This window comes from Rhodococcus cerastii (assembly GCF_033042195.1).
Lineage (GTDB): Bacteria > Actinomycetota > Actinomycetes > Mycobacteriales > Mycobacteriaceae > Rhodococcoides.
In genome coordinates this window covers 1-20,355 of the sequence record NZ_JAWLKF010000018.1, presented here as the reverse complement: position 1 = coordinate 20,355, position 20,355 = coordinate 1, and the positions used below count along the sequence as shown (strand labels likewise).

At 66.2% G+C, this 20,355-nt stretch carries 20 protein-coding genes; 18 read left to right on the top strand and 2 right to left on the bottom strand.

Going from position 1 to position 20,355, the window contains the following annotated elements:
- The first annotated feature begins 926 nt into the window (after positions 1–926).
- The 18 genes from R3P93_RS22420 (at position 927) to R3P93_RS22335 (ending at position 18,445) form a co-directional block, all read left to right on the top strand.
- Positions 927–2,129: a hypothetical protein gene (locus R3P93_RS22420; protein ID WP_317534140.1), complete on the top strand. Its 1,203-nt coding sequence runs from the start codon at positions 927–929 to the stop codon at positions 2,127–2,129.
- Between the two features lie 91 nt (positions 2,130–2,220).
- Complete coding sequence (locus tag R3P93_RS22415; protein WP_317534139.1) at positions 2,221–3,066, top strand: hypothetical protein; 846 nt, start codon at positions 2,221–2,223, stop codon at positions 3,064–3,066.
- Positions 3,067–3,117: 51 nt separating this feature from the next.
- Positions 3,118–4,806, top strand: a complete 1,689-nt coding sequence (locus R3P93_RS22410) for a cutinase family protein (RefSeq protein WP_317534138.1) — start codon at positions 3,118–3,120, stop codon at positions 4,804–4,806.
- Positions 4,807–4,838: 32 nt separating this feature from the next.
- On the top strand, positions 4,839–5,477 hold the full coding sequence (locus R3P93_RS22405; protein ID WP_317534137.1) for a DUF6668 family protein: 639 nt from the start codon (positions 4,839–4,841) through the stop codon (positions 5,475–5,477).
- Between the two features lie 36 nt (positions 5,478–5,513).
- Positions 5,514–5,813: a hypothetical protein gene (locus R3P93_RS22400; RefSeq protein ID WP_051364808.1), complete on the top strand. Its 300-nt coding sequence runs from the start codon at positions 5,514–5,516 to the stop codon at positions 5,811–5,813.
- Positions 5,810–6,016 carry a hypothetical protein gene (locus R3P93_RS22395; protein ID WP_317534136.1) on the top strand — a complete coding sequence of 69 codons (207 nt, stop codon included), beginning with the start codon at positions 5,810–5,812 and terminating at the stop codon, positions 6,014–6,016. The genes R3P93_RS22400 and R3P93_RS22395 overlap by 4 nt, the downstream gene beginning before the upstream one ends.
- A complete protein-coding gene (locus tag R3P93_RS22390) occupies positions 6,013–6,282 on the top strand; it encodes a hypothetical protein (RefSeq protein WP_032386869.1) in 270 nt (89 codons plus the stop codon). The genes R3P93_RS22395 and R3P93_RS22390 overlap by 4 nt, the downstream gene beginning before the upstream one ends.
- Positions 6,283–6,336: 54 nt before the next feature.
- Positions 6,337–6,975 (top strand): hypothetical protein, encoded by a 639-nt coding sequence (locus R3P93_RS22385; RefSeq protein WP_317534135.1) that lies wholly within the window; start codon positions 6,337–6,339, stop codon positions 6,973–6,975.
- On the top strand, positions 6,972–7,811 hold the full coding sequence (locus R3P93_RS22380) for a hypothetical protein (protein WP_032386867.1): 840 nt from the start codon (positions 6,972–6,974) through the stop codon (positions 7,809–7,811). The genes R3P93_RS22385 and R3P93_RS22380 overlap by 4 nt, the downstream gene beginning before the upstream one ends.
- On the top strand, positions 7,808–9,370 hold the full coding sequence (locus R3P93_RS22375) for a hypothetical protein (protein ID WP_317534134.1): 1,563 nt from the start codon (positions 7,808–7,810) through the stop codon (positions 9,368–9,370). The genes R3P93_RS22380 and R3P93_RS22375 overlap by 4 nt, the downstream gene beginning before the upstream one ends.
- Positions 9,367–10,872, top strand: coding sequence for an SCO6880 family protein (locus tag R3P93_RS22370; RefSeq protein WP_068426425.1), 1,506 nt, complete (start codon positions 9,367–9,369; stop codon positions 10,870–10,872). The genes R3P93_RS22375 and R3P93_RS22370 overlap by 4 nt, the downstream gene beginning before the upstream one ends.
- A 53-nt stretch (positions 10,873–10,925) precedes the next feature.
- Entirely contained in the window at positions 10,926–12,800 is a 1,875-nt protein-coding gene (locus R3P93_RS22365; protein ID WP_317534133.1) for an ATP/GTP-binding protein, read from the top strand.
- A complete protein-coding gene (locus R3P93_RS22360) occupies positions 12,800–13,144 on the top strand; it encodes a transposase (RefSeq protein WP_317534132.1) in 345 nt (114 codons plus the stop codon). Before R3P93_RS22365 ends, R3P93_RS22360 begins: the two co-directional genes overlap by 1 nt.
- Entirely contained in the window at positions 13,141–14,757 is a 1,617-nt protein-coding gene (locus tag R3P93_RS22355) for a peptidoglycan DD-metalloendopeptidase family protein (protein WP_317534131.1), read from the top strand. The genes R3P93_RS22360 and R3P93_RS22355 overlap by 4 nt, the downstream gene beginning before the upstream one ends.
- 36 nt (positions 14,758–14,793) lie before the next feature.
- Positions 14,794–15,192, top strand: a complete 399-nt coding sequence (locus R3P93_RS22350) for a hypothetical protein (RefSeq protein ID WP_317534130.1) — start codon at positions 14,794–14,796, stop codon at positions 15,190–15,192.
- Positions 15,193–15,267: 75 nt separating this feature from the next.
- A complete protein-coding gene (locus R3P93_RS22345; protein ID WP_155288950.1) occupies positions 15,268–15,414 on the top strand; it encodes a hypothetical protein in 147 nt (48 codons plus the stop codon).
- The gene (locus R3P93_RS22340; protein WP_317534129.1) at positions 15,411–15,983 is read left to right on the top strand and encodes a hypothetical protein; all 573 of its coding nucleotides are present in this window, start codon (positions 15,411–15,413) and stop codon (positions 15,981–15,983) included. The genes R3P93_RS22345 and R3P93_RS22340 overlap by 4 nt, the downstream gene beginning before the upstream one ends.
- A gap of 71 nt (positions 15,984–16,054) precedes the next feature.
- Complete coding sequence (locus tag R3P93_RS22335) at positions 16,055–18,445, top strand: DNA topoisomerase III (RefSeq protein ID WP_317534128.1); 2,391 nt, start codon at positions 16,055–16,057, stop codon at positions 18,443–18,445.
- A gap of 69 nt (positions 18,446–18,514) precedes the next feature.
- Here R3P93_RS22335 and R3P93_RS22330 read toward each other — a convergent pair whose 3' ends face one another.
- The gene (locus R3P93_RS22330; protein WP_317534127.1) at positions 18,515–18,877 is read right to left on the bottom strand and encodes a hypothetical protein; all 363 of its coding nucleotides are present in this window, start codon (positions 18,875–18,877) and stop codon (positions 18,515–18,517) included.
- A gap of 278 nt (positions 18,878–19,155) precedes the next feature.
- Positions 19,156–20,094 carry an OmpA family protein gene (locus R3P93_RS22325; RefSeq protein WP_317534126.1) on the bottom strand — a complete coding sequence of 313 codons (939 nt, stop codon included), beginning with the start codon at positions 20,092–20,094 and terminating at the stop codon, positions 19,156–19,158.
- Positions 20,095–20,355 lie beyond the last annotated feature (261 nt).

Genomic DNA, 20,355 nt, shown 5'->3' with positions numbered 1-20,355 from the left:
AAGAAAGCGAGAAGCCGACTGGCTCAGAGTAACTCGAATTAGCAGACTCCAGATGCGCCGTGATTGGTCGTCCCGAAACGCATCCGGAGTCCCCTCCACCTACAGAACAAAGCCCCAATATCGGGCCCAACTTGTATCCGCAGGGGCTCTCCCAGCCTATGCGGATCTAGCAGAACCGCAATCGGATCGGAGACACCTATGACATCTGTCGCGCAACCGCGAACGTTACATCCGGGCTCCACCTGCAATCCCGGCATCGCCCTCTGCCCCTCGGTCAACGACCGTGTTGCGGGCCTGGCCGTGTGTTCGCTCCCAGCCGTGCCCCACCACAGCCACCACAGGCTGATCTGCGAAGAGACGGGCGCGGTGATTGGTGAATGGACTGACGCCAATGCGACGTTCCTGGAACCACTCCCACGGTCTCCGCTCTTCAGCCACGTGGCCTAGTACCCCCAATCTCGACTGACGCCTGAAGAGGCGATCAGTCGCGAGGGTCTACGCGGCGAACGCACTGCACTGAGGCTCCCGTGTAGCCCCTCAATTGGTGGACCGGCGCGAGGGTCGCATGGTGACGCTTCGACCTCATCGTGTGCCGAACTGCGCTACCCCGCCGGGACATCGAACACATTCCACAACTCCTTACTAACAGAAAGGAATACGCCCGATGCCTTGGATCTTCTCGCAGCTCTGGTTCTGGCTCGGCCTACTGGGCTGAGTGCTCGTGGATGCCAGCGTGCAACGGACGCCCGCTGGCATCCACTCCCAAGGCATCACCCGTCGTCCGCGCTGAGGGTTCACCCGAAGGCTGACCCTCGTTTTCGGTCGTTCCCCAGCGCGGACGGTGGTGGTTCCACCATCAACCACTCCTGTCACACATCACCCAATACCGCTGCATCACAGCGGCTTACGAAAGGCACAGCCACACAATGTCTCCTCAGCAAGGAATTGGTGGGCGTCACCGCCGCCGCAGGGACCGGGCTCTCGTTCTCACTGCCGTTCCCGTGGCCGTCGCCCTCGCGTGGGGCACCGCGACCGCACACGCAGCACCGCAGGACTTCGTCACCGCACCCGACACCGCCCAGTCCGGAACCACCGACACCACTCCCGTCGCGCCGCCGCCGGCCCCGACCCAGGAACGCCAGTTCCTGCCCGGCTACCAGGCCTCACCCCAGGTGCAGCAGACCGAATGGCGTAGCTACGACGACTACCGGTCCGGCAATCAGCAGTCGTCGTACCAGAACACCTACTACGAGACCACTCCCGCGCCGCAGGCCGCGCCGACCGACGCACCGCCCGCCCTGCAAGCGGCCCCGCCGCCCCCGCCGCCGGTGCCGACCGTGCAGCGCAAGGTCATTGCGCCGATCGACGCACCCGAGGGCTACGTCCTCGTCGGAGGCGAGCTCGTGCCGTACGACCCGAACCTGCTCGATCCGAACCTGGTGGAACAGTTCAACAACACCGGAGCCGCCATTCAGGCCGACGGCGGAAACTGGCTCGTGGACAACGGATTCGCCGACGCATCCCGCGCGGACCGTATCGCTGCGGGCACCATCACCGGCGTCGTCGCCGGTGGCGCTGTCGGCCTCGCCGCATCCGCCGTCCCGGCCGCAGTCATCACCGGTACCGCCGCTGCGATCGGCGGCGGACTCGGCGTCGCTGCCACTACCGGCACAGGTGCGATTGTCTGGGGCGGACCGGTTGGCTGGGTCTTCATTCCCGGCGCAGCGGCACTCGCCGGAGCAGGCGTGGGCGCTGCCCTGTCGGCACCGATCGTTCTCGGTCTGACCGGTGCAGGCGCTGCGATCGGCGGCGTCCTCGGTGCCACCGTCCTCGGCGGTGAGCAGCAGATCATCGAAGAGCCCGCCCCGCTCCCGGCAGCCGAAGCCGTACCGGCACCCCCGGCCGCGCCGGTCACCGCCGCGCCGCTAGCACTGGATGCCCCCAGCGTTCAGAGCGCCATCGACGCCCCGGTGTGGACCGAACCGGCCTTCGAGCAGGCCACGCAGTTCACCTCGACAGTGCTCGAGCAGCCCGCTGTGGCTGACACCGTCACTGCGGTGAACACCGCCGTCGCACCGGTTCTCGACCAGGCGAACGCTGCCCTGGCAAGCCTGAACCTCGCGATCTGATCTCCGGGTACAGCCCGACCGTACCGGTGGGCGGGCTGTATCCGAAGGTTCGATCCCGTTCCTGCACTTCGACACTCGGAAAGGCCCTGTTGTGGCACCTCGAGAGACCCCCGACGACAGCTCCGATGATTGGTTCGCCGACCCTATCGTCGCCGACACAGAGACTGTCGCTGCAGCGTCCGAGCGCAGACTGACCGTCCTGACCGACCAGAACCATACCGACGATCACGACGACGACTGGTTCGCAGGCGACTCTGCGAACGACATGGGCTCCGCCCGGCCAGCGGACGGATACAGCTCCTTCGACGAACGGACCTCTCTACTTCGCACTGGAGGCCCCTACACCGCGCAGACGCCGCCCCCACGGTCGTGGTGGCGTCGCCACCGCTCCACTGTCGCCGTCACGACTGCCCTCACGGTCTTGGTTGGAGGAGGCTTGGGAGCAGCTCTGGTCCTCACCGGCGTCGATGACGAACCGCAGGCCCCTGCCGCACTGCTGCCAGACGAGATCCTCACCACCACAACCGTTCCCACTTCGGCAGCTCCCGCTGCCGCCGGAGCCGCCGCAGCCGATGTCACCTGGTGCCGGGGGCAAGCCGACGGCGAACCGGTCACCGAAGACAGCGACGACCCCGGCGCGGTGGCGATCTGGCGGTTCGAGAAGGCCTTCTACTTCGACCGCGACGGTGCCGCAGCCCGCGCAGCAGGTGCACCGGATGCGGTGATGGCGTCCGCGCAGAGACTCCAGCAGGGGATCGACCAGCTCGAACCCGACATCGAGTTCTGTGTCCTGGCCGACCCGATCGACGCCGGGATCTACGACGTCACCGTCGTCGAACGCGGACCCGGGATCGACGGCCGGATGAGCCGCCAACGGATCACCACCACCAAGGCGCAGGACGGCGCAACGCTCATCTCCGCCATCGTCCCGCGCTGACCCCCTATGACCAGGCACATCCGCTGGATCCCACCGAAGAAGAGAGAAACCGTGCACACATCCATCGACCAGGTTCGCCGCCTTACCCCGCGCCTGCTCGCCGCCACCGCAGCGATGACGGTCGCGGTCTCCGCCAGCGGCGTCGCGGCCGCGCAGCCCTCCGCCACACCCACACCGTCCGGATCGGCGACCACCAGCCAATCCAGCACCGACGGCAACTGCCCGGTACTGCATCTCGTCGTCGTCCCCGGTACCACCGAGATCGACGAGAACTCCTCACCCGACACCGATTCCGGCTTCTTCTCCCGACTGACCGTTCCCGCGATGCGTGATGCGAACTCCGGCGACGGACCCGCTCTCGAACGCAGCTACGTCCCGTACCCGGCATCGTTCGGCGGCAAGCCAGGAGACCGCAGCTCCGTTCCCTACGCCCAGTCCGTCGACATCGGCGTCGAGAACACCACCAAGATGATCTCCGACATCGCCGCACGCTGCCCCGGCACCAAAGTCTTCCTCTCCGGCTACTCCCAGGGCGGCGAGGTCGCCTCCCAAGTCACCCGCGACATCGGGGCAGGAACCGGACCCGTCGACGCCGACCACTTCGCCGGCGCTGCACTGTTCTCCGACCCCACCCGCGCCGAAGGCGAAGACGTCATCGCCGGCGGCGGCTCCGCCCCCGCCCCGGCACCAGGAACCGACGGTGCAGCAGTGGACACCGTCCAACTCGCCCCGGCCGTCGCCGCAGCCGCCCCCGCAGGCGGCGGTATCGCACCGACACCGAAGATCGCCGGATTCGGCGCAGTCTCGGACCGGGTCGCCTCGTACTGCACCGCAGGCGATCTCGCGTGCGACACCCCCATCGACGCCCCCGCCGCCAAGCTCGTCGCCTCCATCGCCGGACAGTCCTCGATGGACACCCGCGACCCCGTCCGGATCCTCACCGACGTCTCCACCGCCGTCGGACGGACCGCGCTGATGACCGGTGCGTCGGTGATCAACGACAACATCGACTTCGACTCCAAGGCAGGCCGATTCGAGGTCACCTCGTCCTCCGAGACCGTGCTGTCGAAAATGGCGAAGTACTCCGACCCCTCCGCCACCTCGACCGACGAGATGATCGACGAAGCGGTCGGTGCGGTCACCAAGATCGCCGGCATGGCCATCGGGGCGGCAATCACCGTCGCCAAGGACGTCATCACCCCCGAGACCATCGGTCAGCTCGCCACCGTCGGCCTGACCAACCCACCCGCAGCCCTCGGCATACTCGCCACCAAAGTGCTGTCCTCGGCGGTCAAGCTCGTGCCCCCGGCCACGATCGACTCGGCCGTCGACGTCGCGTTCGAGGAAGTATCGAACACCATCGACGAGAACGCCGGCCTCGCGCAGCTCGTCACCGACACCTCGTACTGGAACACCGCCACCAAACATGGTTCCTACGACAGTGTTCCGGTCGGATCCCAAGGTGAGACCCCCGTCGAGCTGACCGTCCGGTGGATCGTCGCACTCGCCGCTGACCTGACCGGCGATCAGTCTCTCGCCGACAAGGTCGGGGCAGTAATCAAACAGGGTGCGTCGCTGTTCGCCACCACCGACACCGTCCGCAGTGCCGGGAGCATCCTCGCCGCCCACGCCACCATCGGGTCCACCGGCACCGCCACGACGACCACCACGGCCACCATGACAACCCCCTCTGTTTCTGCCGCTGTGCCGACCACCGTCTCACCAACCACCACTCGGTGACCGAGAACGCCGGAGAAGGAGGTGCGCCCGAGATGGCCGCACAACCAGCTGAGCACCATGACTACTACCGAGACGACGACGTGTCGGTCACCCCGGCAGGGCTGCGGATACCGCCACCCGAACGCCGAGCGCCGATTCACGACGCCCCGGTCGCAGTCCACGGTCGCCCGCCCGTGATGTGGCTCCTCGCCGCTCACGGGCGCTCCGGCGCAGGCACACTCGCCCAGATCTGGGCCCCGGCGGGCGATGCCCGCCGGGGCTGGCCCGCCGCCGACCGGCACCGCAACGTCGTCGTCGTCTGCCGCACCGACCGCGCCGGCCTCGACGCTGCCCACGACCTTCTCCTGCAAGCTCAGGCCGGCCTCGTCGGCGACTGCACTCTCCTCGGATTGGTGCTGGTACCCGACGCCCCCGGCCCACTCCCCAAGACCCTGCGCCGATGGGCGGACGTCGTCGCCTCCGCAGCACCAGCGGTGTGGCGAGTCCCGTACGTCGAAGATCTGCGCACCCACAGACAGAACGAACTCGCGATATGGACCCCCACCGAACCAGACCCACCCCCACCAGGGCGGATGCGCGCCCCCGCCCCCTCTACGACCAGCCCACACCACGAACTCGCCGCGATCGGTCGGGAAATCTTCACCGCCTCCCGCATCGCAGCGGGCCACTGAACCGCACCCTCTCAACCAACACCCAAGGAGAACACCATGATTGCCAGCCTCACCGCATCGACGACCACGTTCCTCGCGCAGAACATCGGCGACGTCAGCCCCCAAGCACCGGACGGCCCCACCGGGGACAAGATCTTGACCCTGCTGTCCTGGCTGATGTGGGGCTGCATCATCGCGGCCGTCGCCGGAATCATGATCTGCGGCGCGATGCTCGCCTACGAGAAAATCTCCGGCGGAGGCCAAGGCGGCAATGCCACCGGCAAACTCGTCGGCGGACTGTTCGGGTCCATCGTCATCGGTGGTGCCGCAGGCCTGGTCAACATGCTCGTCCTATGACCATCCTCAACTGGACTCTGTGGGGTCTGATCATCGCCTCGGTCATCGGAATCATGGCCGGCAGCGGCGAGCTTGCGTACGAGAAGTTCAGGGGTTGCGGTTGTGCGCCCAACCAGCGGGCCATCGGACTGCTGTATGTGTCGATTCTGCTCGGATTTGTTGCTGGAGTGGCGAATACGGTGGTCACGGCGGCGATGACATGAACACCGTCGTGCTCGCGCAACCACCGACCTCACCGGTCGAGTGGCCCGACGAGGTGTGGCAGCCGATCATGACGGGCCTGTCGTGGCTGCTCTGGTTCGCCATCGTCACCTGCATCGCAGCACTGTTCGTGTGCGGGGCGGTGTTCGTCAATCAACGTAAATCCACCGGCACGCAGATGGTCGAGGACGCCACTCTGGCCCGGATCCTGATCTGTGCCGCCATCATCGGATCCGCATCCGGAATCGCCCAAGCCGTACTCGCCTGAGAACCCCGACATTCCCTGCGCCCGAACTGCATCGACCCGAAAGGCATTCTCCTGATGACCGTCTCCCGCACACTCCGGATCGCCGCGACAGCGGCGACCGTCCTCGCACTCGCTGCGTGCGGATCCGGCAACGACGACACACCCGCCGCTGCCCCGGATCCGGCACCGGATCTGCGTTCCGCTCCGGCCGAGCTGACCTGGCGCGAGGTCGCAGGGGTATCGGTGCCCACCTCGCGGGTCGACGGGCCCTTCGCCGGAACATCGGTGAACCGCAGCGGATATGCACAGACCCCACAAGGTGCTGTCCTGGCCGCGATCAACGGGCAGACCGCACTTGCCGTCGCCGACGACCGCGCGTGGCCGGAAGTGGTCAACACCGTGACCGCACCCGGACCCGGACGTGACGAGTTCGCGGCCGCACGCGCCGCCGTCACCGTCTCCGGATCGGTCCCGGCCGACGCGGCACCGAAGTTCGTCGGGTTCGAGGTCACCGACTACTCCAGTGATCCGCTGTCGGCGGGGGTGTCGGTGGCACAAACCATCGGAACTGCCGACCAGATCTATTCCTATCCCGTTGCACTGCAATGGATCGCTGACGACTGGCGCATCGTCCTACCGACCGCGCAAGAGAACATCGACGCCGTCGAACTGAACTCCCTCGACGGCTACACCACTTTGGAGCGCACCCCATGAACCGTCGGCTACGTACCGTCCTGATCACCGTTGCTGCGATCGTCGTCATCGCCATCGTCGGCGCGATCGTGTTCATCATCCCGAACATGAACGACGACGACACCCCGACGACCACCGCTGGCCCACCGCCGACGACAGCAGCACCTACCACCGGTGACTCCGAACTCGACACCGGCGCGGAAGGCTTCGGTGTTCCCGACGCGGACCTGTCCGGGCGCACGGTGATGGTCCCGAACAACCCTGCTGGCCAACCATTACCGCAGCGTGAGCCGACGGGGCCGCGAGTCGAATGCACGAACGACGGCCGACCGGTGACGTCCCCGGAGTCGATGATGATCCAACGCAACTTCGGTGTCTCGACCCTCTACTCCGAAACGGACGGTCCGTCGTACATCGACGGCCTGGTCCTCGCCGGCTACACCCGCACCCCGCAAGGCGCGGCACTGGCCGCCGCAAACTTCCTACCCCGCGGACTCGCGGGCGGACCTGTGGCTGTCGAATCCACGGAGAAGCTCACCCTGATACCCGACGAGAAGATCGGTACCCAGGAGAAGAAAGAAGCAGAACTCGCGAAACCGGTCAACACCGAGACTGTGGCATTGCGGGCACCCATGGCGTTCAAGATTCTCTCCTGCACAGATAGTTTCGCCGTCGTCGAGCTCGCTCAGATCCGCGATGTCGATGACGCCGGTAGACGGATGCAGAACCCGACCTACACAGGACTGCGCCTGAATATGGCGTGGGATGGTGGCACCTGGAAGGTCAGCAAACTCGACGGTGCCACTACTGGCGGTCCGTACAGCTCGCTCGATGGTTTCACCCGGTGGGCACTGTGACCCGCACAGCGGCCTTGGCCGCCCGCGCTGTCGTCATTGCACTGCTCTCACTGATCGCGGTCGTCGGGGCCAGCGGACTCGCACACGCCCAAGATCCGACACCGGCACCCGCACCGAATCTGACCGAGCAGATCAACCCCGACGCCGACGGCAACGACTTCCAGCAACAACGCCGCGAGTGCGTCGCCGAAGGCTCGCCGGTCCTCGGTGACGGTTGGCTCAACGATGCGCTCGAGGGAACCGCGGTCGGTGGCTTCATGGACGAGGCACTGTGCCTGGACAACGCGTTCAGTGATCACCCCGGTGACGCGTTCTCTACCGCTGTCGACTCCGCAGTCTCGACATTCTGGGGTGACCCGGTCGGGGACTTCGCCAAATCGGTGATGGAAGGCAACACCCAAGCATTCCGGTCGGTGATGACGTTCTGGATGTCCTCTGGCATACCCGGATTGGCCGCAGAAAACGCCATGTCGGGTCTGCGGAACCTCATCTCCGGGTTCACCGTCGTCGCCTTGTTCGCCTCCATCATCATTGCGATGATCAAGCTCGCGATCGCCCGCAAACAAGCGGTGATGGAGGGGGCAACCGAGACCGCGACCATGCTGGTCCGCACCGTCGTCACCGTGTCACTGCTGCCGATCCTGGTGTTGATGTTCCACCAAGGCGGAGACATCGCCTCGGCATACGCGCTGGAAAAGTTCGTCGGCGGCGATCTGAACGAAAGAATCACTGCCATCACGGCATTCGACGACAAGACCGGTCTCGGCCCGATCCTGGCGCTCGCGTGCGCTGGGTTCGCGTTCCTCGGGTCGGTCGCCCAATTGATCGCACTGTTGATCCGTGAGGCGGTGCTGTGTGTCGTCGTCGCCGTCATCCCGCTCGCTGCTGCCGCGTCGGCCACCGGCACCGGGCGCAGCTCCTACAAGTCGATGATCGCCTTCACTCTCGGCGCGTTGCTGTTCAAGCCGGTCGCGACGTTGCTGTACCTGTTCGCGTTCTGGGCGTCGTCGGCGTCGAGCTCGGACCAAATCGCGACGGTCATCATCGGCTCCGTCCTCCTGGCGATCATCGGGTTCTCCCTGCCGACCCTGATCAAGATCGTCGCTCCCGCAGCGGACACCATCTCCGCCGGTGGCCGCGAAGTCGGTCAGCTCGGCGCAGCAGGCGGGGCGGTGATGGGTGCCGGTGGGATGGCGGCATCCCGTGCCCTCGGCTCGGTCGCGAACTCCGTCGGCGGATCCTCGGGTGGCGGCAAGGGCGGGTCTTCGGGTGCGGCCGGTACCGGCGCACGTTCGTCTCCCGGTTTCCAGGGCCGCTACAACGGTGGATCGAGTCCCTCGCACGCGGGCGCATCGTCCGGGCCGATGGGCGCAGCCCGCAGAGTCGGAACGGCCGCTGCATCGGCCGGCCGCACCGGTACCTCGGCAACCCTGCGCGGCGCAGCAGGGGCACTCAAAGCCGCGGGCACCGTCGGCCGCACCGCAGGCTCGGTCTCGACCACTCTCGGCTCGGCCGCTGAAGACGCAGTCGGCAACTACCACGGACGGATTCAACGATGAGCGCGCAGCTCGAGGCCCCGTACGAGCCGCCGATCTATTCGGCAGGTAACCGGCCACAAAGCACGTTCGCGTTCGGCCTGCCGACGAAGGTCATTGCCTACGGTGCAGGGTTTTTCGCGGTCTCGTTCGCAGTCCTGATCTTCGTCCACGTCGTCGTCGGACTGGCTCTGATGGGTGTCGGTGCGCTCATCCTCACCCCTCTGGTCATCGCCCCGAACGGCCGAACCCTCTACGAGACAGGACAACTGAGAATGCAATGGATGCGGCGTAAGCACATCGACAAGTCCACGGAGTATCACGCCGGACCGCACTCGAGGATCCCCGGTGGCCGCTACAAGCTCCCCGGACTGCTCGCCCGCACCAAGGTCTACATGGGAATCGACCGTCACGGCAACGAGTTCGGGATGATCCACAACCCCGACGATCACCGCTACACCGTCGTATTCGATGCCCTCCCCGGCGGTGACGAAGCGATCGTCCAGCGCGACAAGGATCTCTACACCGCAGACTGGGGCGTCTACCTCGCCGACCTCGGACTACCCGGCGACATCGTCGGTGCCGTGGTGGTGGTGGAGAACATCCCCGCTACCGGACTGCGGCTGGCACGGCGCGCCGAACACGAACTCGTCCCCACCGCACCGCCGCTGGCTGCGTCGTTCGTCGAGCAGTCCGCCGTCCGGATGCCCTCGGGTCGCCACCGCACCCTGGCACGACTGTCGATCACCTTCCGCGCCACCACCCGCGAACGCCAGAAGGACCCCGAAGAGATGGCCACCGAACTGGCCCGCCGCCTACCGGATCTGTACGAGTCGCTCTCCGGTGCCGGAATCGATGCCCAGCCGATGACCGCCGCCGAAATCACCGCGGCCGTGCACCGCTCCTACAACCCCTCGACCGAGAACGACTTCGAGGAACTCGAGATCTCCGGCGAAGAGCACGGCGTCGACTGGGACGACGCCGGACCGGGACGCGCCAAGACCGAATGGGGACACTACCGCCACGACGGCGGAGTCTCGGTCGTCTGGGAAATGGCTGCACCACCGGAATCGGTGTTCACCGACACCGTCCTCAAACCGCTGCTGCAGCCGCACGACGACATCCCCCGTAAGCGATTGACGCTCGTCTACCGCCCCTACACCGCCGGGGATGCCGCGAAGAAGGTCGACAAGCAACACCGAGACGCTCTGCACGCGATCAACTCTCGCGGCAACAAGATCACCTCCGCCGGGTCGGAGAAGCGCCACGAGATCGCCGAGCAGGCCCGCCGCGAGATGGTCTCCGGAGCCGGATACGAACGCTATTCGGCACTGCTGACGATCACCGTCGGATCGGTCGAAGAAATTGCGAACGCGGCCGCCGTCACCGAATCCCTCGCCGCCCGCTCCCGCCTGCGACTGCGGCGTGCGTTCGCCTTCCAGGACGCCGCGTTCGCCGCCGGCCTCGGCGTCGGTGTCCTCCTGCCCGATCAGATCTCCACTTCGATCCTCGTGCGCCGCAGCTAGAACGCCGCCGACCGCATCCGGCCCACCCCTGCCCGAGAAAAGAGACGCTCACGATGACGACGACCGACCACCGCCCGCGCAGGGACTACGACCCTCGGTACGACGAGGCCAGGTCCGACGAGCCCGACCTGTACGAGACGTCAACGCCGCAGCCGTCGGCGGCGTTCGTGCGGTGGATCATCGGCGACACCGACTACGCCGAGCTCGCCGCCCTCATCGCCACCGGCGACGCCGAAGAGCCCTCCGCTCTTTCCCGGCGCGGCCTCGGGCTGACCCGGTGGCGCAACGACCACCCACGGGCCGAACAAGCCGTCCACGAGGCAGCGGGAGACCCCTGGTGGCGCGCAGCACTGTCGTCGAGCGCACGCGGCCTCAAAGGTGCCGGTGGTGGCCGGATGTCGACCGTCCCGGCCCCGATCGAGTACGAAGCGACCTCGGTGCAGATGTGCGGACTGAACCCGTGGGCGATCGGCGCGGCCGCGCCCTCGTCCGGGACCATCGTCGGTCAGCACGCCATCACCGGCAACGCGGTCTCGTGCGATCCGTTCGCGTATTTCCGCGACAAGCTCATCGGAAACCCGTCGATGTTCGTTCTGTCCCTGCCGGGCCTGGGGAAGTCGACGCTGATCCGCAAGATCCTCCTCGGGGCGTGCGGCTGGGGGCAGACCCCGATCGTGGCCGGCGACATCAAAGGCGAGTACGTCAAGCTCACACACCTGGTCGGTGGGCAGGTGATCACCCTCGGCCACGGCGGTGGACATCTCAACCCCCTCGCCGCCGGGGCCCTCGGGCAGGCCGTCGTCCGCGCGATCGCCGCCCGCGACGAGGCCACCGACCCCGATCGGATCGCCGAGCTCGACGAGCTGATCGACGTCGCGACCATCACCATCTCCACCCGTCAGATCAACGCCGTCTGCGCCCTGGTCGAGCTGATCCGCTACGACACGCACTCGGTGAAGGCCTTCGAGAATTCGCTGATCGGGATCGCGCTGCGTGAGCTGTACGCCGACGGCGGGTTCTCCTACACCCACCCACCGCTGCTCAAAGACCTCTACACCCGCATCGACGCCGGATCGGCGGACATGCTCCAAGCGGCCTACAAGACCGACCGCGACGGCTACCGCGAGGCGATCACCGAGCTGATGCAGGCCCTCGGCGCACTGACCTCAGGCCCACTCGGGGACATCTTCGCCGACCACACCACCGAACCGATCGACCTCGACGCACCGATGATCTGCATCGACGTCTCTTCCCTCGACCGCGGCGACACCACCCTCAAAGCGGCCGTGATGCTCTCCTGCTGGGCCGACGCCTACGGCACCGTGGAAGCTGCGCACCTGCTCGCCGACGCAGGACTGGACCGCCAACGCCTGTTCCTGATGGCCCTCGACGAGCTGTGGCAGGTCATCGGCGCAGGACCGGGCATGGTCGCCCGCGTCAACGAGATCACCCGCCTCAACCGCACCGACGCGACCGGGCTGCTGATGATCACCCACACCGGCCGCGACCTCGAAACCCTGCCCACCGAAGCCGATATCAAGACCGCGAAAGGGTTCATCGACCGCGCCGGCATGGTCGTGTGCGGGGGACTGCCGATCGGTGAGGTCGAGCGCCTGTCGGGGGAGCTGAAGTTCACCGACGCCGAAGCCGGGATGGTTACCTCCTGGTCGCGTGGGGCGGCGCTACGCGGGTCCGAACGGCGCACCGTCCGCAATCCGATCGGGCGCGGGAAGTTCCTGATCAAGGTCGCCAAGGACAACACCCCCGGCATCCCCATCCAGACGGTTCTCACCGACGTCGAATACGACACCGGGGTACACGACACCAACGCCCGCTTCGCCGAGTACTTCGCCGGCGGCCAGCACCACGCCGCTGATACCGACGACGCCCACTACGCGCACGGCACGGCACTGGTCGGAGCGCAGTGATGACCGCCGAGTACCCCCGCGCCGAGTACCCGGCGCAGACCCGCGCGTGGACGCTCGATCAATACGAGAAGTCTCGACACAACTATGCCTCCCGAGCCGAATGCGTTGCTGCCTTGGCTGTCTCGATCGGGGCGCATGAGAACACCGTGGCCCGGTGGATCAAGGACAAGTACGGCTCGTCGCGTCGCCCCGCAGCGGACGAGGTGGCTGCACGACTTCGTGCCGCTGAGGAGGAGATCACGCGACTGCGTTCGGAGAACCGTTCCCTCAGCGAGCGTTTGGCCGCCCTCGCCCACGCCCCGCGATCGATCGGCGCGGAGTCGATTTCGGCGGCCGCGTTGTGAAGAAGGGCGGTGCGATCGCTCTGACCGTCGTGCTCGCGCTGGCCCTGTTCGTGGTCCTGTTCGTCACCACCGGTGTGCGCGAGGAAGTGCCGACCGATTGCCTTCCCGGGAAGGGCATTTCCTCTGCTGCAGGCGGGGTTCCGGCCGGGTCGTTCGCCAAGCCCGTCAAGACCACCGAATCGACCGTGTCGAGTCCGTTCGGGACGCGGTGGGGCACCAACCACAACGGCATCGATCTCGCAGGTCCCGTCGGGACACCGATCTACGCCTACGCCGACGGCATCGTCTCGAAAGCCGGACCCGCCGACGGGTTCGGCATGTGGATCGTTCTCGATCACAACATCGACGGCCAGATCGTCTCGACGGTCTACGGCCACATGTTCCCCGACGGTGTCCTGGTCAAGCCAGGCGAACGTGTCACCGCGGGTCAGCACATCGCCGACATCGGCAACAACGGACAGTCGACCGGCGCACACCTGCACTTCGAGTACCACCCCGGCGGCTGGGCACCCGGCAACGCAATCGACCCCCAACCCTTCTACGACGCCGCCGCAGACCCCGGCACCGGACAGACAGGCCAGACTCCACAATCTCCGTCGACGACCGCCCCGATTGGTGGCAGTACCGCTGAGATGGCAGCGCTGCCCGCGAATGTGGGCTCCGAAGAGCACTTCCAGGTCGACACCGTCCGCGTCGCCCGCGCCGTGCACGCCAAGTTCCCGCAGATCACGCGCATCGGTGGGTGGCGCGCCGACGGTGGGGGATTCGACGATCACCCCTCCGGACGCGCAGCCGACATCATGATCGACAACTGGTCCTCCGAGGAAGGAAAAGCACTCGGCGACCAGGTCAAGGACTACCTGTGGGCGAACCGCGACTACCTCCAGATCGAATACATGATCTGGCGACAGGAATACATCCCCTCCCAAGGCGAACCGAACACCATGGAGGACAGAGGATCTCCCACCCAGAACCACTTCGACCACGTCCACGTCACCACCGTCGGCCACGGCGCACCGGCACCCGGCCAGACCTACGGGCCCGTCCCAGGCGGCGGCGGATCCGCACCGAAAGCCACCGGCAACTGCACCACCGCACCCGGCGCCGGACTCGGTGATCACGCGAACCTCGCCGCCGGCCAGATCCCTCCCGAGTTCGAGCCGTGGCTCGCCCTCTCGGCCACCCAGTGCCGCGAGCTCTCACCCGCGATCCTCGCCGCTCAGCTCAAACAGGAATCCGGCTTCACACCCGGCCTGACCAGCCCCGCCGGTGCCGAAGGATATGCGCAGTTCCTACCCGGCACGTGGGCGTCGTTCGGTTTCCCCGTCGATGACAAGGGCGTGGTCACCGGAGCTGCGGGGGAGGGCGATCCCAACGACATCGGCGACGCCGTCATGGCGCAGGGCCGCTACAACTGCTCGGTCGCAGACACCCTGCGGCCGGGGATCGAATCCGGCTCTATCACCGGCGATCCCGTGGAATTGATGCTCGCCGGATACAACGCCGGCCCCGGAGCGGTCCAACAGTTCGGCGGCATCCCGCCCTACTCGGAGACCCAGAACTACGTCACCACCATCACCGCCACCGCATCCGACTACGACCTGGCCCGATAGCCGCCACCGACCAATGCTCGACGGAAAGGCCCACTCATGAGCACCGCACCGACACGCACCGGCCACCACCTGACGTCCCACGATCGGCATCGAGCACTGACAGCCCTTGCTCTGACCTCGGTCATCGTATGGACGGTGTGGGCTGTTCCCGTCGCCCGATTGATCCTGGAGTCGATGATCACCACGATCGAGAACAGCGGCCGCGCCGCGGCGACCCGCGACGTTCTCGCGCATGGTTGGTGGGCCGTCATCGTCATCACCGCGGCGATGACCATAGGCAGCCTCATCGCTGTCGCCGACGCCTCTGCGCGAGCGCAGAACTGGACTGTCACTGTGCTCCGCAAAGCCATGCACTTGGCGGCGACCGCGCTCGTCATGTGGGCGATATGGACGGTGAGCGTTGTCGCCGCAGCAGGAGTCCCCACCGTCGGCTAGCGCGGCACACACCCACACATTTGTTGTCGGTGGCCACCAGGACACTGGCACCATCACAGACCAAGGAGCACAGACATGGCACAGATCCTCCACAACCGCCAGGCGGATGCACCGATCGTCGATTGGCTCGAAGTCATCGCCAAAGCCGCTGCGCTGGGCCAGATCTGCGACACCGACGCTGAATCAGCGAACGACTCCGACTCGCAGGAGACCACGAGATGAGCCGAAGAGCAGGCATCGTGTTCGCGTGTTTCGGCATCGTCGGGGTGGTCGCCATTGCCGCTCTGGTCGTGTTCGTGTTCCGCGGTTCGGACACAGCGCCACCACCGGGCACGGACGCCGGGATCGCCATCGACCCGTCCGCCACCGACCCGGTCGGTGTCGCGACGTCGGTGATGTCCGGTGTGTACACCTGGCAACCCGCAGTGCAGGATTCACCGTGGGATGCCCTGCACGCGCAACGCGACAACGTGACCGGATCGATGGCCACCGCCGCCGCCACGCCACCCGATCCAGCGCCGCAACCGATCCCGGAATGGCCGGCGTGGGCGCGCAGCGGAGACGTCGTCACCGCCGTCGCTCGACCGGACACCAGCGTCTACGCCGACGGCACAGCCGCCGAGATGGACGGTGACAACCAGGCCACCGTGGCTGTCGTCATCGACCGCGTCGTCCAACACCGCAGCGGTGAGATCACCCCGTTCACCGGCTACACCGGAGCCGTCGACCTCGAACGCACCGACGACGGCTGGAAAGTCGCGAACTACCGCCTCGTCAGCGCAAGCCTCTAGCCGACTGGCCACCGGCAACACCCTCACTGTCCACACGCCGCACGCACCGCAGAGAAGAAGGATCTATTGTCATGGGAAAAGTAGGAATCCTCACCGAAAAGCCCTCCGCAGCACGTAACTTCGCGACCGCTTTGGGCGGCATGAGTGGCACGTTCGGGGGCACGGAGTACGTCATCGTCCACGCTCGCGGCCACCTGCTGGAGTTGAAAGATCCTTCCGCGATGGTGCCCGCGCCTCTCACCGACAAGTACAAGAGCTGGGAGCTCGAGCATCTCCCGTGGAACGCCGACGACTTCCGCTGGGAGCGAGAGATCCGGCGCCGGGTGTCCGGCGGCAAGCTGATCACCGATCCGGACGCGAAAAGCCTGCTTCTTGAGCTGAAGACGACCCTCTCGGGCTGCGAGAGCATCTGCAATGCAGCCGATCTCGATCCGACCGGTGAAGGCTCCCTACTTGGTTGGGAGATCGTGGAGTACCTGGGCCTCGAGAACAAGAAGCTCGAACGCATGGAGTTCCTGGACGAGACACCGGCATCGCTGCGTAAGGCCTTCACAGCCCGTCGGCCGGTCACGGCGATCGCCGCCGAGGGCGACTACCGCAAGGCCGACTTCCGGTCGAAGTGGGACATGCTCTCGATGCAGTTCACCAGACTCGCGACCAAGACGACCGGGGCGAGCACGGTACTACGCAACGGCCGACTCAAGTCCGCAATGGTCGTCATCGTCGGTGACGGGCTCGACGCCCACAACGGATACCTCAAGAAGGCGTTCTACGAGAACCGGTTTCGGGACGAGAACGGCGTGACATACACCGACCCCGACGTCGATCGATTCGAGAACGAGAACGATGTTCCCGGCGGCCTTCAGTCGTCACCGGTCGTCCACGACGGGACCACACGCAAGAAAACAGGACCGCCGAAACTGATGGACCTGGCCGGACTGTCGTCACTGCTCGCGAAGAAAGGCTTCGGTGCCAAGAACGTCCTCGACACCTATCAGAAGATGTACGAGGCGCAGGTGGTGTCCTACCCACGCACCGAGGACAAATTCATCTCGATCGAGCAGTTCAACGAGCTGCTTCCATCGGTCGACGCGATCGCCGGCGTCGTCGGAGTGGACCCCGCGGCGCTGAGCCATCGCGGCCCACGCACGAGCCACATCAAGTCCGGTGGCGCGCACGGTGCCAACCGTCCGGGGCCCAACGTACCGCCGAGCCTCGCGGCAGTGGAGAAGGCCTACGGCGAGCTGGGTCGGGAGATCTACGAGCTCCTCGCGAAGAACTACCTGACCATGCTCGCCCCCGATTACGAGTACGACCAGCATCGCGGCCACGTCGAGAAATACCCGAGCTTCGTCGGCTCGCTGAATGTGCCCGCGGTGCTCGGATGGAAAGGTGTGTTCGTCGTCGAGGAGGAGGACGGCGGCGAGCGCGACGAGCAACCCACCGGTGTGACGGCGTTGGGAACTGTCGCGGACCCGTTCGTCCACGAGGGCTTCCCGCCGCGGCCGCCGCATCCGACGATGGAATGGTTGATGAAGCAGCTCGAGAAGCGGAGCGTGGGTACCGGCGCGACCCGGACGAGCACCTATGCCGAGGTGACGAACAACTCGGGCGGCAAGGCCTTGATGGTCGAGCAGCGCGGCAAGATCACTCTCAGCGCGATCGGTGAACTCAACCATCGGATCCTGCCGGGCACGCACATCGGGGATCTGACGATCACCGAGCAGGTCTTCGAGCAGATGGCGCAGATCGAGGCCGGAACCGGCGAGGCAGCCGACTATCTGTCCCTCGTGGCGGATCTGGTGCGCCGCGACCTCGAGACGATGAAGGCGAATGCGAGGATGCTGTCCGGCGAGCTCACGGCACGGATGGGCAAGGCCGGGGTGACCCGAGAAGCGGCGGAGATGATCGACCTGCCGCCGAAGCTGCATTTCACCCATGCAGGCACGGTCGTGACCCGCGCGAAGCGGGTCTTCGGTGGCCACCGGTTCACCGACACCGAAGTAGCGGCACTGCTCGCCGGCCGGGTCATCGAGATCGTCGCGACGAGCGCGAAGTCGGGAAAGACGTTCACCTGCACGGGAAAACTCGAACCAGGCGTGAGGGACAAGGACGGCAAGCAGTACCCACACGTGAGCTTCAACCCTCGATTCGAGGAGCGTGCACCTCGGACAGACCTGGTCAGCGGAGTGTGGAAAGGCAAGCCTGTCACGTTCAAAGGCCGAGGATGGGGTGCCAACGACCACTGGCCGGGTAAGGACTTCACCGAACAGGAACTCGAGAAGCTACTGGCCGGGGAGACCATCGAATTCGACGCCACAAGCAAGACAGGTAAGACATACCGAGCCCGAGGCGCACTGGCCGCGGGGACCTACCAGGGCAGCAAGACGTTCGGATTCAAGCTGAAGTTCGAGGACCGCAAATCCACCGCAGGCACCAAGAAACGCACCGTGCGTCGGTAAACGGGTGCCGCAGGACAGCAGCGGGGGTCGTACGCCTGCACCCGGCGGGTAACGGTTGGAGCGGCAGGTTCAGAAAAAGGCCAACTGCGCCTCGTCGACGCGGACACGTCCGGGCTGTGTCCGACGGGGTCGGCTCGGGGAAGAGTGCCGACCCTTCATAGCCGGTGCAGCGCTCCCGGGTGCGTCGAGTCCGGCAAATGCGCGGCGCGCCAACTCTTCTCGTACACGTGATCGTTCGGCCACGCGCGCACGTCCGATCGCCGTGCCTCGGGCGCTCCACTCCAACTCCCACGCAGCCGATCCCGGCGTCGGTGCTGCCACAGCGCGGTCAGTCACCCGATCGAGTAGTTGATCGATTCTGTCGATCACCACCTGCGCAAGCTCGTCGAGCACACGCTCAGGCACCGTGGCCACGAACTCGTTGTCGCTCACACCCGACACTGTAGAGCCGGGCACCGACGAATGTGCCGCAGGGCGACCTACCTCACGAAACTAGCTGTGGCACAGAGCATCCAAGTGCATATCGGTACCCGGCATATCAAGACTCTTCGTACGAGCTGGATTTCGTACCGACGCTCATCATCGACTGGGACATCACATATGCCCAGGAGCGTCCAACACGAGAACTGTGATGGATACAGGGCATGCCGGGATCCGCACGCGACGAATCCCCTGCCCGATGACGGCAGGGGATTCGTTGCACCGTCGGATCAGATTCCGGGGCTGACGGTGAGGGTGACAACCCGGTTGCGTATCGCGAGATCCTCGCGATACGCGCCACCGGGGGAGTTGTCGACGATCTGTCCTCCTGCGGTGGCTGCGCCCAGAATGTGGCTGGGGGCTCCGAGGTCGCGCAGTCGGGTCAGCACGGCCGCGGCGCGGGCGAGTTCGAGGTCAGTCCCCGGTTCGTCCTGGCCAGGAACGGTGGCGCTGTATCCGGTGGCGGTGATGACTGCGGTGGCGGGGCAAGCACGGAGACTATCCACTACCTGGTTGAGCTGAGGTCCGATGGCGGGAAGCAGATCCGCACTGTTCGGCGAGAAAGCAAGATTGCTGTCGATGTCGATCTGACCGACGCAATGCGTCGCGATCCGGTCGAGAGTGACGGTCGGCGACGCCACCGTCGTGGTGGGTTCGAAGGTGCCGACAGGGCCATCCACGATAGTGCAGCTCGCGGCGTTCATACGCTCGCACAGGCGCGTGTAGAGCGTGGTCAAGGCGTCCCTTGCCGCCGGTCCGGCGGCCTGCTGAGAACTGGTGACGGCGGGATAGCCGAGACCGGCGAAGGTGATGTTCTTGTCGGTCGCATCGGGCAAGTCCGCCTCGTCGACGGCGTCGGCGAGGGCGGTGGGCGCGGACATCCACGCACCGGCCGCGGTGAGGTCGAGGGGAGCGACGGTGGCGAATCCGCTGGTGGTGATGAGGACGGTGCCGCCGGGCTCGGTGCTCTGAAGAGCCTGGTCGAGGACACCTACGGGGTCGAGTCCGGGCATAGTGGCAGCGAGGTCACCTACGGTGTCGGCCAGCACGGCGCTCTTGTCGGCGATCATCGCATCGCGGCGAACCCCGGGATTGGCTTCGACCTCGCTTCCGCGCATAGGGGTCAGATCGATCGTCGTCCTGGTGCCCGGGGCAACGATGGTGACCATGCCGTCTTCGGGGTAGCGGGCGCTGTCGGCATGCTCGGTAATCAGTTCGGTGATCGGTCCGGTGCTCGGAGCCGGCTCGTTGATGGAGGCGGTGTACGCCAGAGTCAGTCCAGGCCGAGCGGGCAGGCTGCATCCCGTCAGTCCGCCAGCAACGATCGCTGCGATGACCGCGACAGCTACGGCAGGGACTGTCTGAATAACGGTTGATCCGGTCCTTGGTTCGACACGCCGAGCTCAGCTTGGTGGGAAGGATCGACGATG

Coding starts and splice junctions, on each gene's coding strand:
- R3P93_RS22420 (WP_317534140.1), top strand. CDS start 927: ATGTCTCCTCAGCAAGGAATTGGTGGGCGTCACCGCCGCCGCAGGGAC.
- R3P93_RS22405 (WP_317534137.1), top strand. CDS start 4,839: ATGGCCGCACAACCAGCTGAGCACCATGACTACTACCGAGACGACGAC.
- R3P93_RS22400 (WP_051364808.1), top strand. CDS start 5,514: ATGATTGCCAGCCTCACCGCATCGACGACCACGTTCCTCGCGCAGAAC.
- R3P93_RS22395 (WP_317534136.1), top strand. CDS start 5,810: ATGACCATCCTCAACTGGACTCTGTGGGGTCTGATCATCGCCTCGGTC.
- R3P93_RS22390 (WP_032386869.1), top strand. CDS start 6,013: ATGAACACCGTCGTGCTCGCGCAACCACCGACCTCACCGGTCGAGTGG.
- R3P93_RS22385 (WP_317534135.1), top strand. CDS start 6,337: ATGACCGTCTCCCGCACACTCCGGATCGCCGCGACAGCGGCGACCGTC.
- R3P93_RS22380 (WP_032386867.1), top strand. CDS start 6,972: ATGAACCGTCGGCTACGTACCGTCCTGATCACCGTTGCTGCGATCGTC.
- R3P93_RS22370 (WP_068426425.1), top strand. CDS start 9,367: ATGAGCGCGCAGCTCGAGGCCCCGTACGAGCCGCCGATCTATTCGGCA.
- R3P93_RS22365 (WP_317534133.1), top strand. CDS start 10,926: ATGACGACGACCGACCACCGCCCGCGCAGGGACTACGACCCTCGGTAC.
- R3P93_RS22360 (WP_317534132.1), top strand. CDS start 12,800: ATGACCGCCGAGTACCCCCGCGCCGAGTACCCGGCGCAGACCCGCGCG.
- R3P93_RS22350 (WP_317534130.1), top strand. CDS start 14,794: ATGAGCACCGCACCGACACGCACCGGCCACCACCTGACGTCCCACGAT.
- R3P93_RS22345 (WP_155288950.1), top strand. CDS start 15,268: ATGGCACAGATCCTCCACAACCGCCAGGCGGATGCACCGATCGTCGAT.
- R3P93_RS22340 (WP_317534129.1), top strand. CDS start 15,411: ATGAGCCGAAGAGCAGGCATCGTGTTCGCGTGTTTCGGCATCGTCGGG.
- R3P93_RS22335 (WP_317534128.1), top strand. CDS start 16,055: ATGGGAAAAGTAGGAATCCTCACCGAAAAGCCCTCCGCAGCACGTAAC.
- R3P93_RS22325 (WP_317534126.1), bottom strand. CDS start 20,094: ATGGTCACCATCGTTGCCCCGGGCACCAGGACGACGATCGATCTGACC.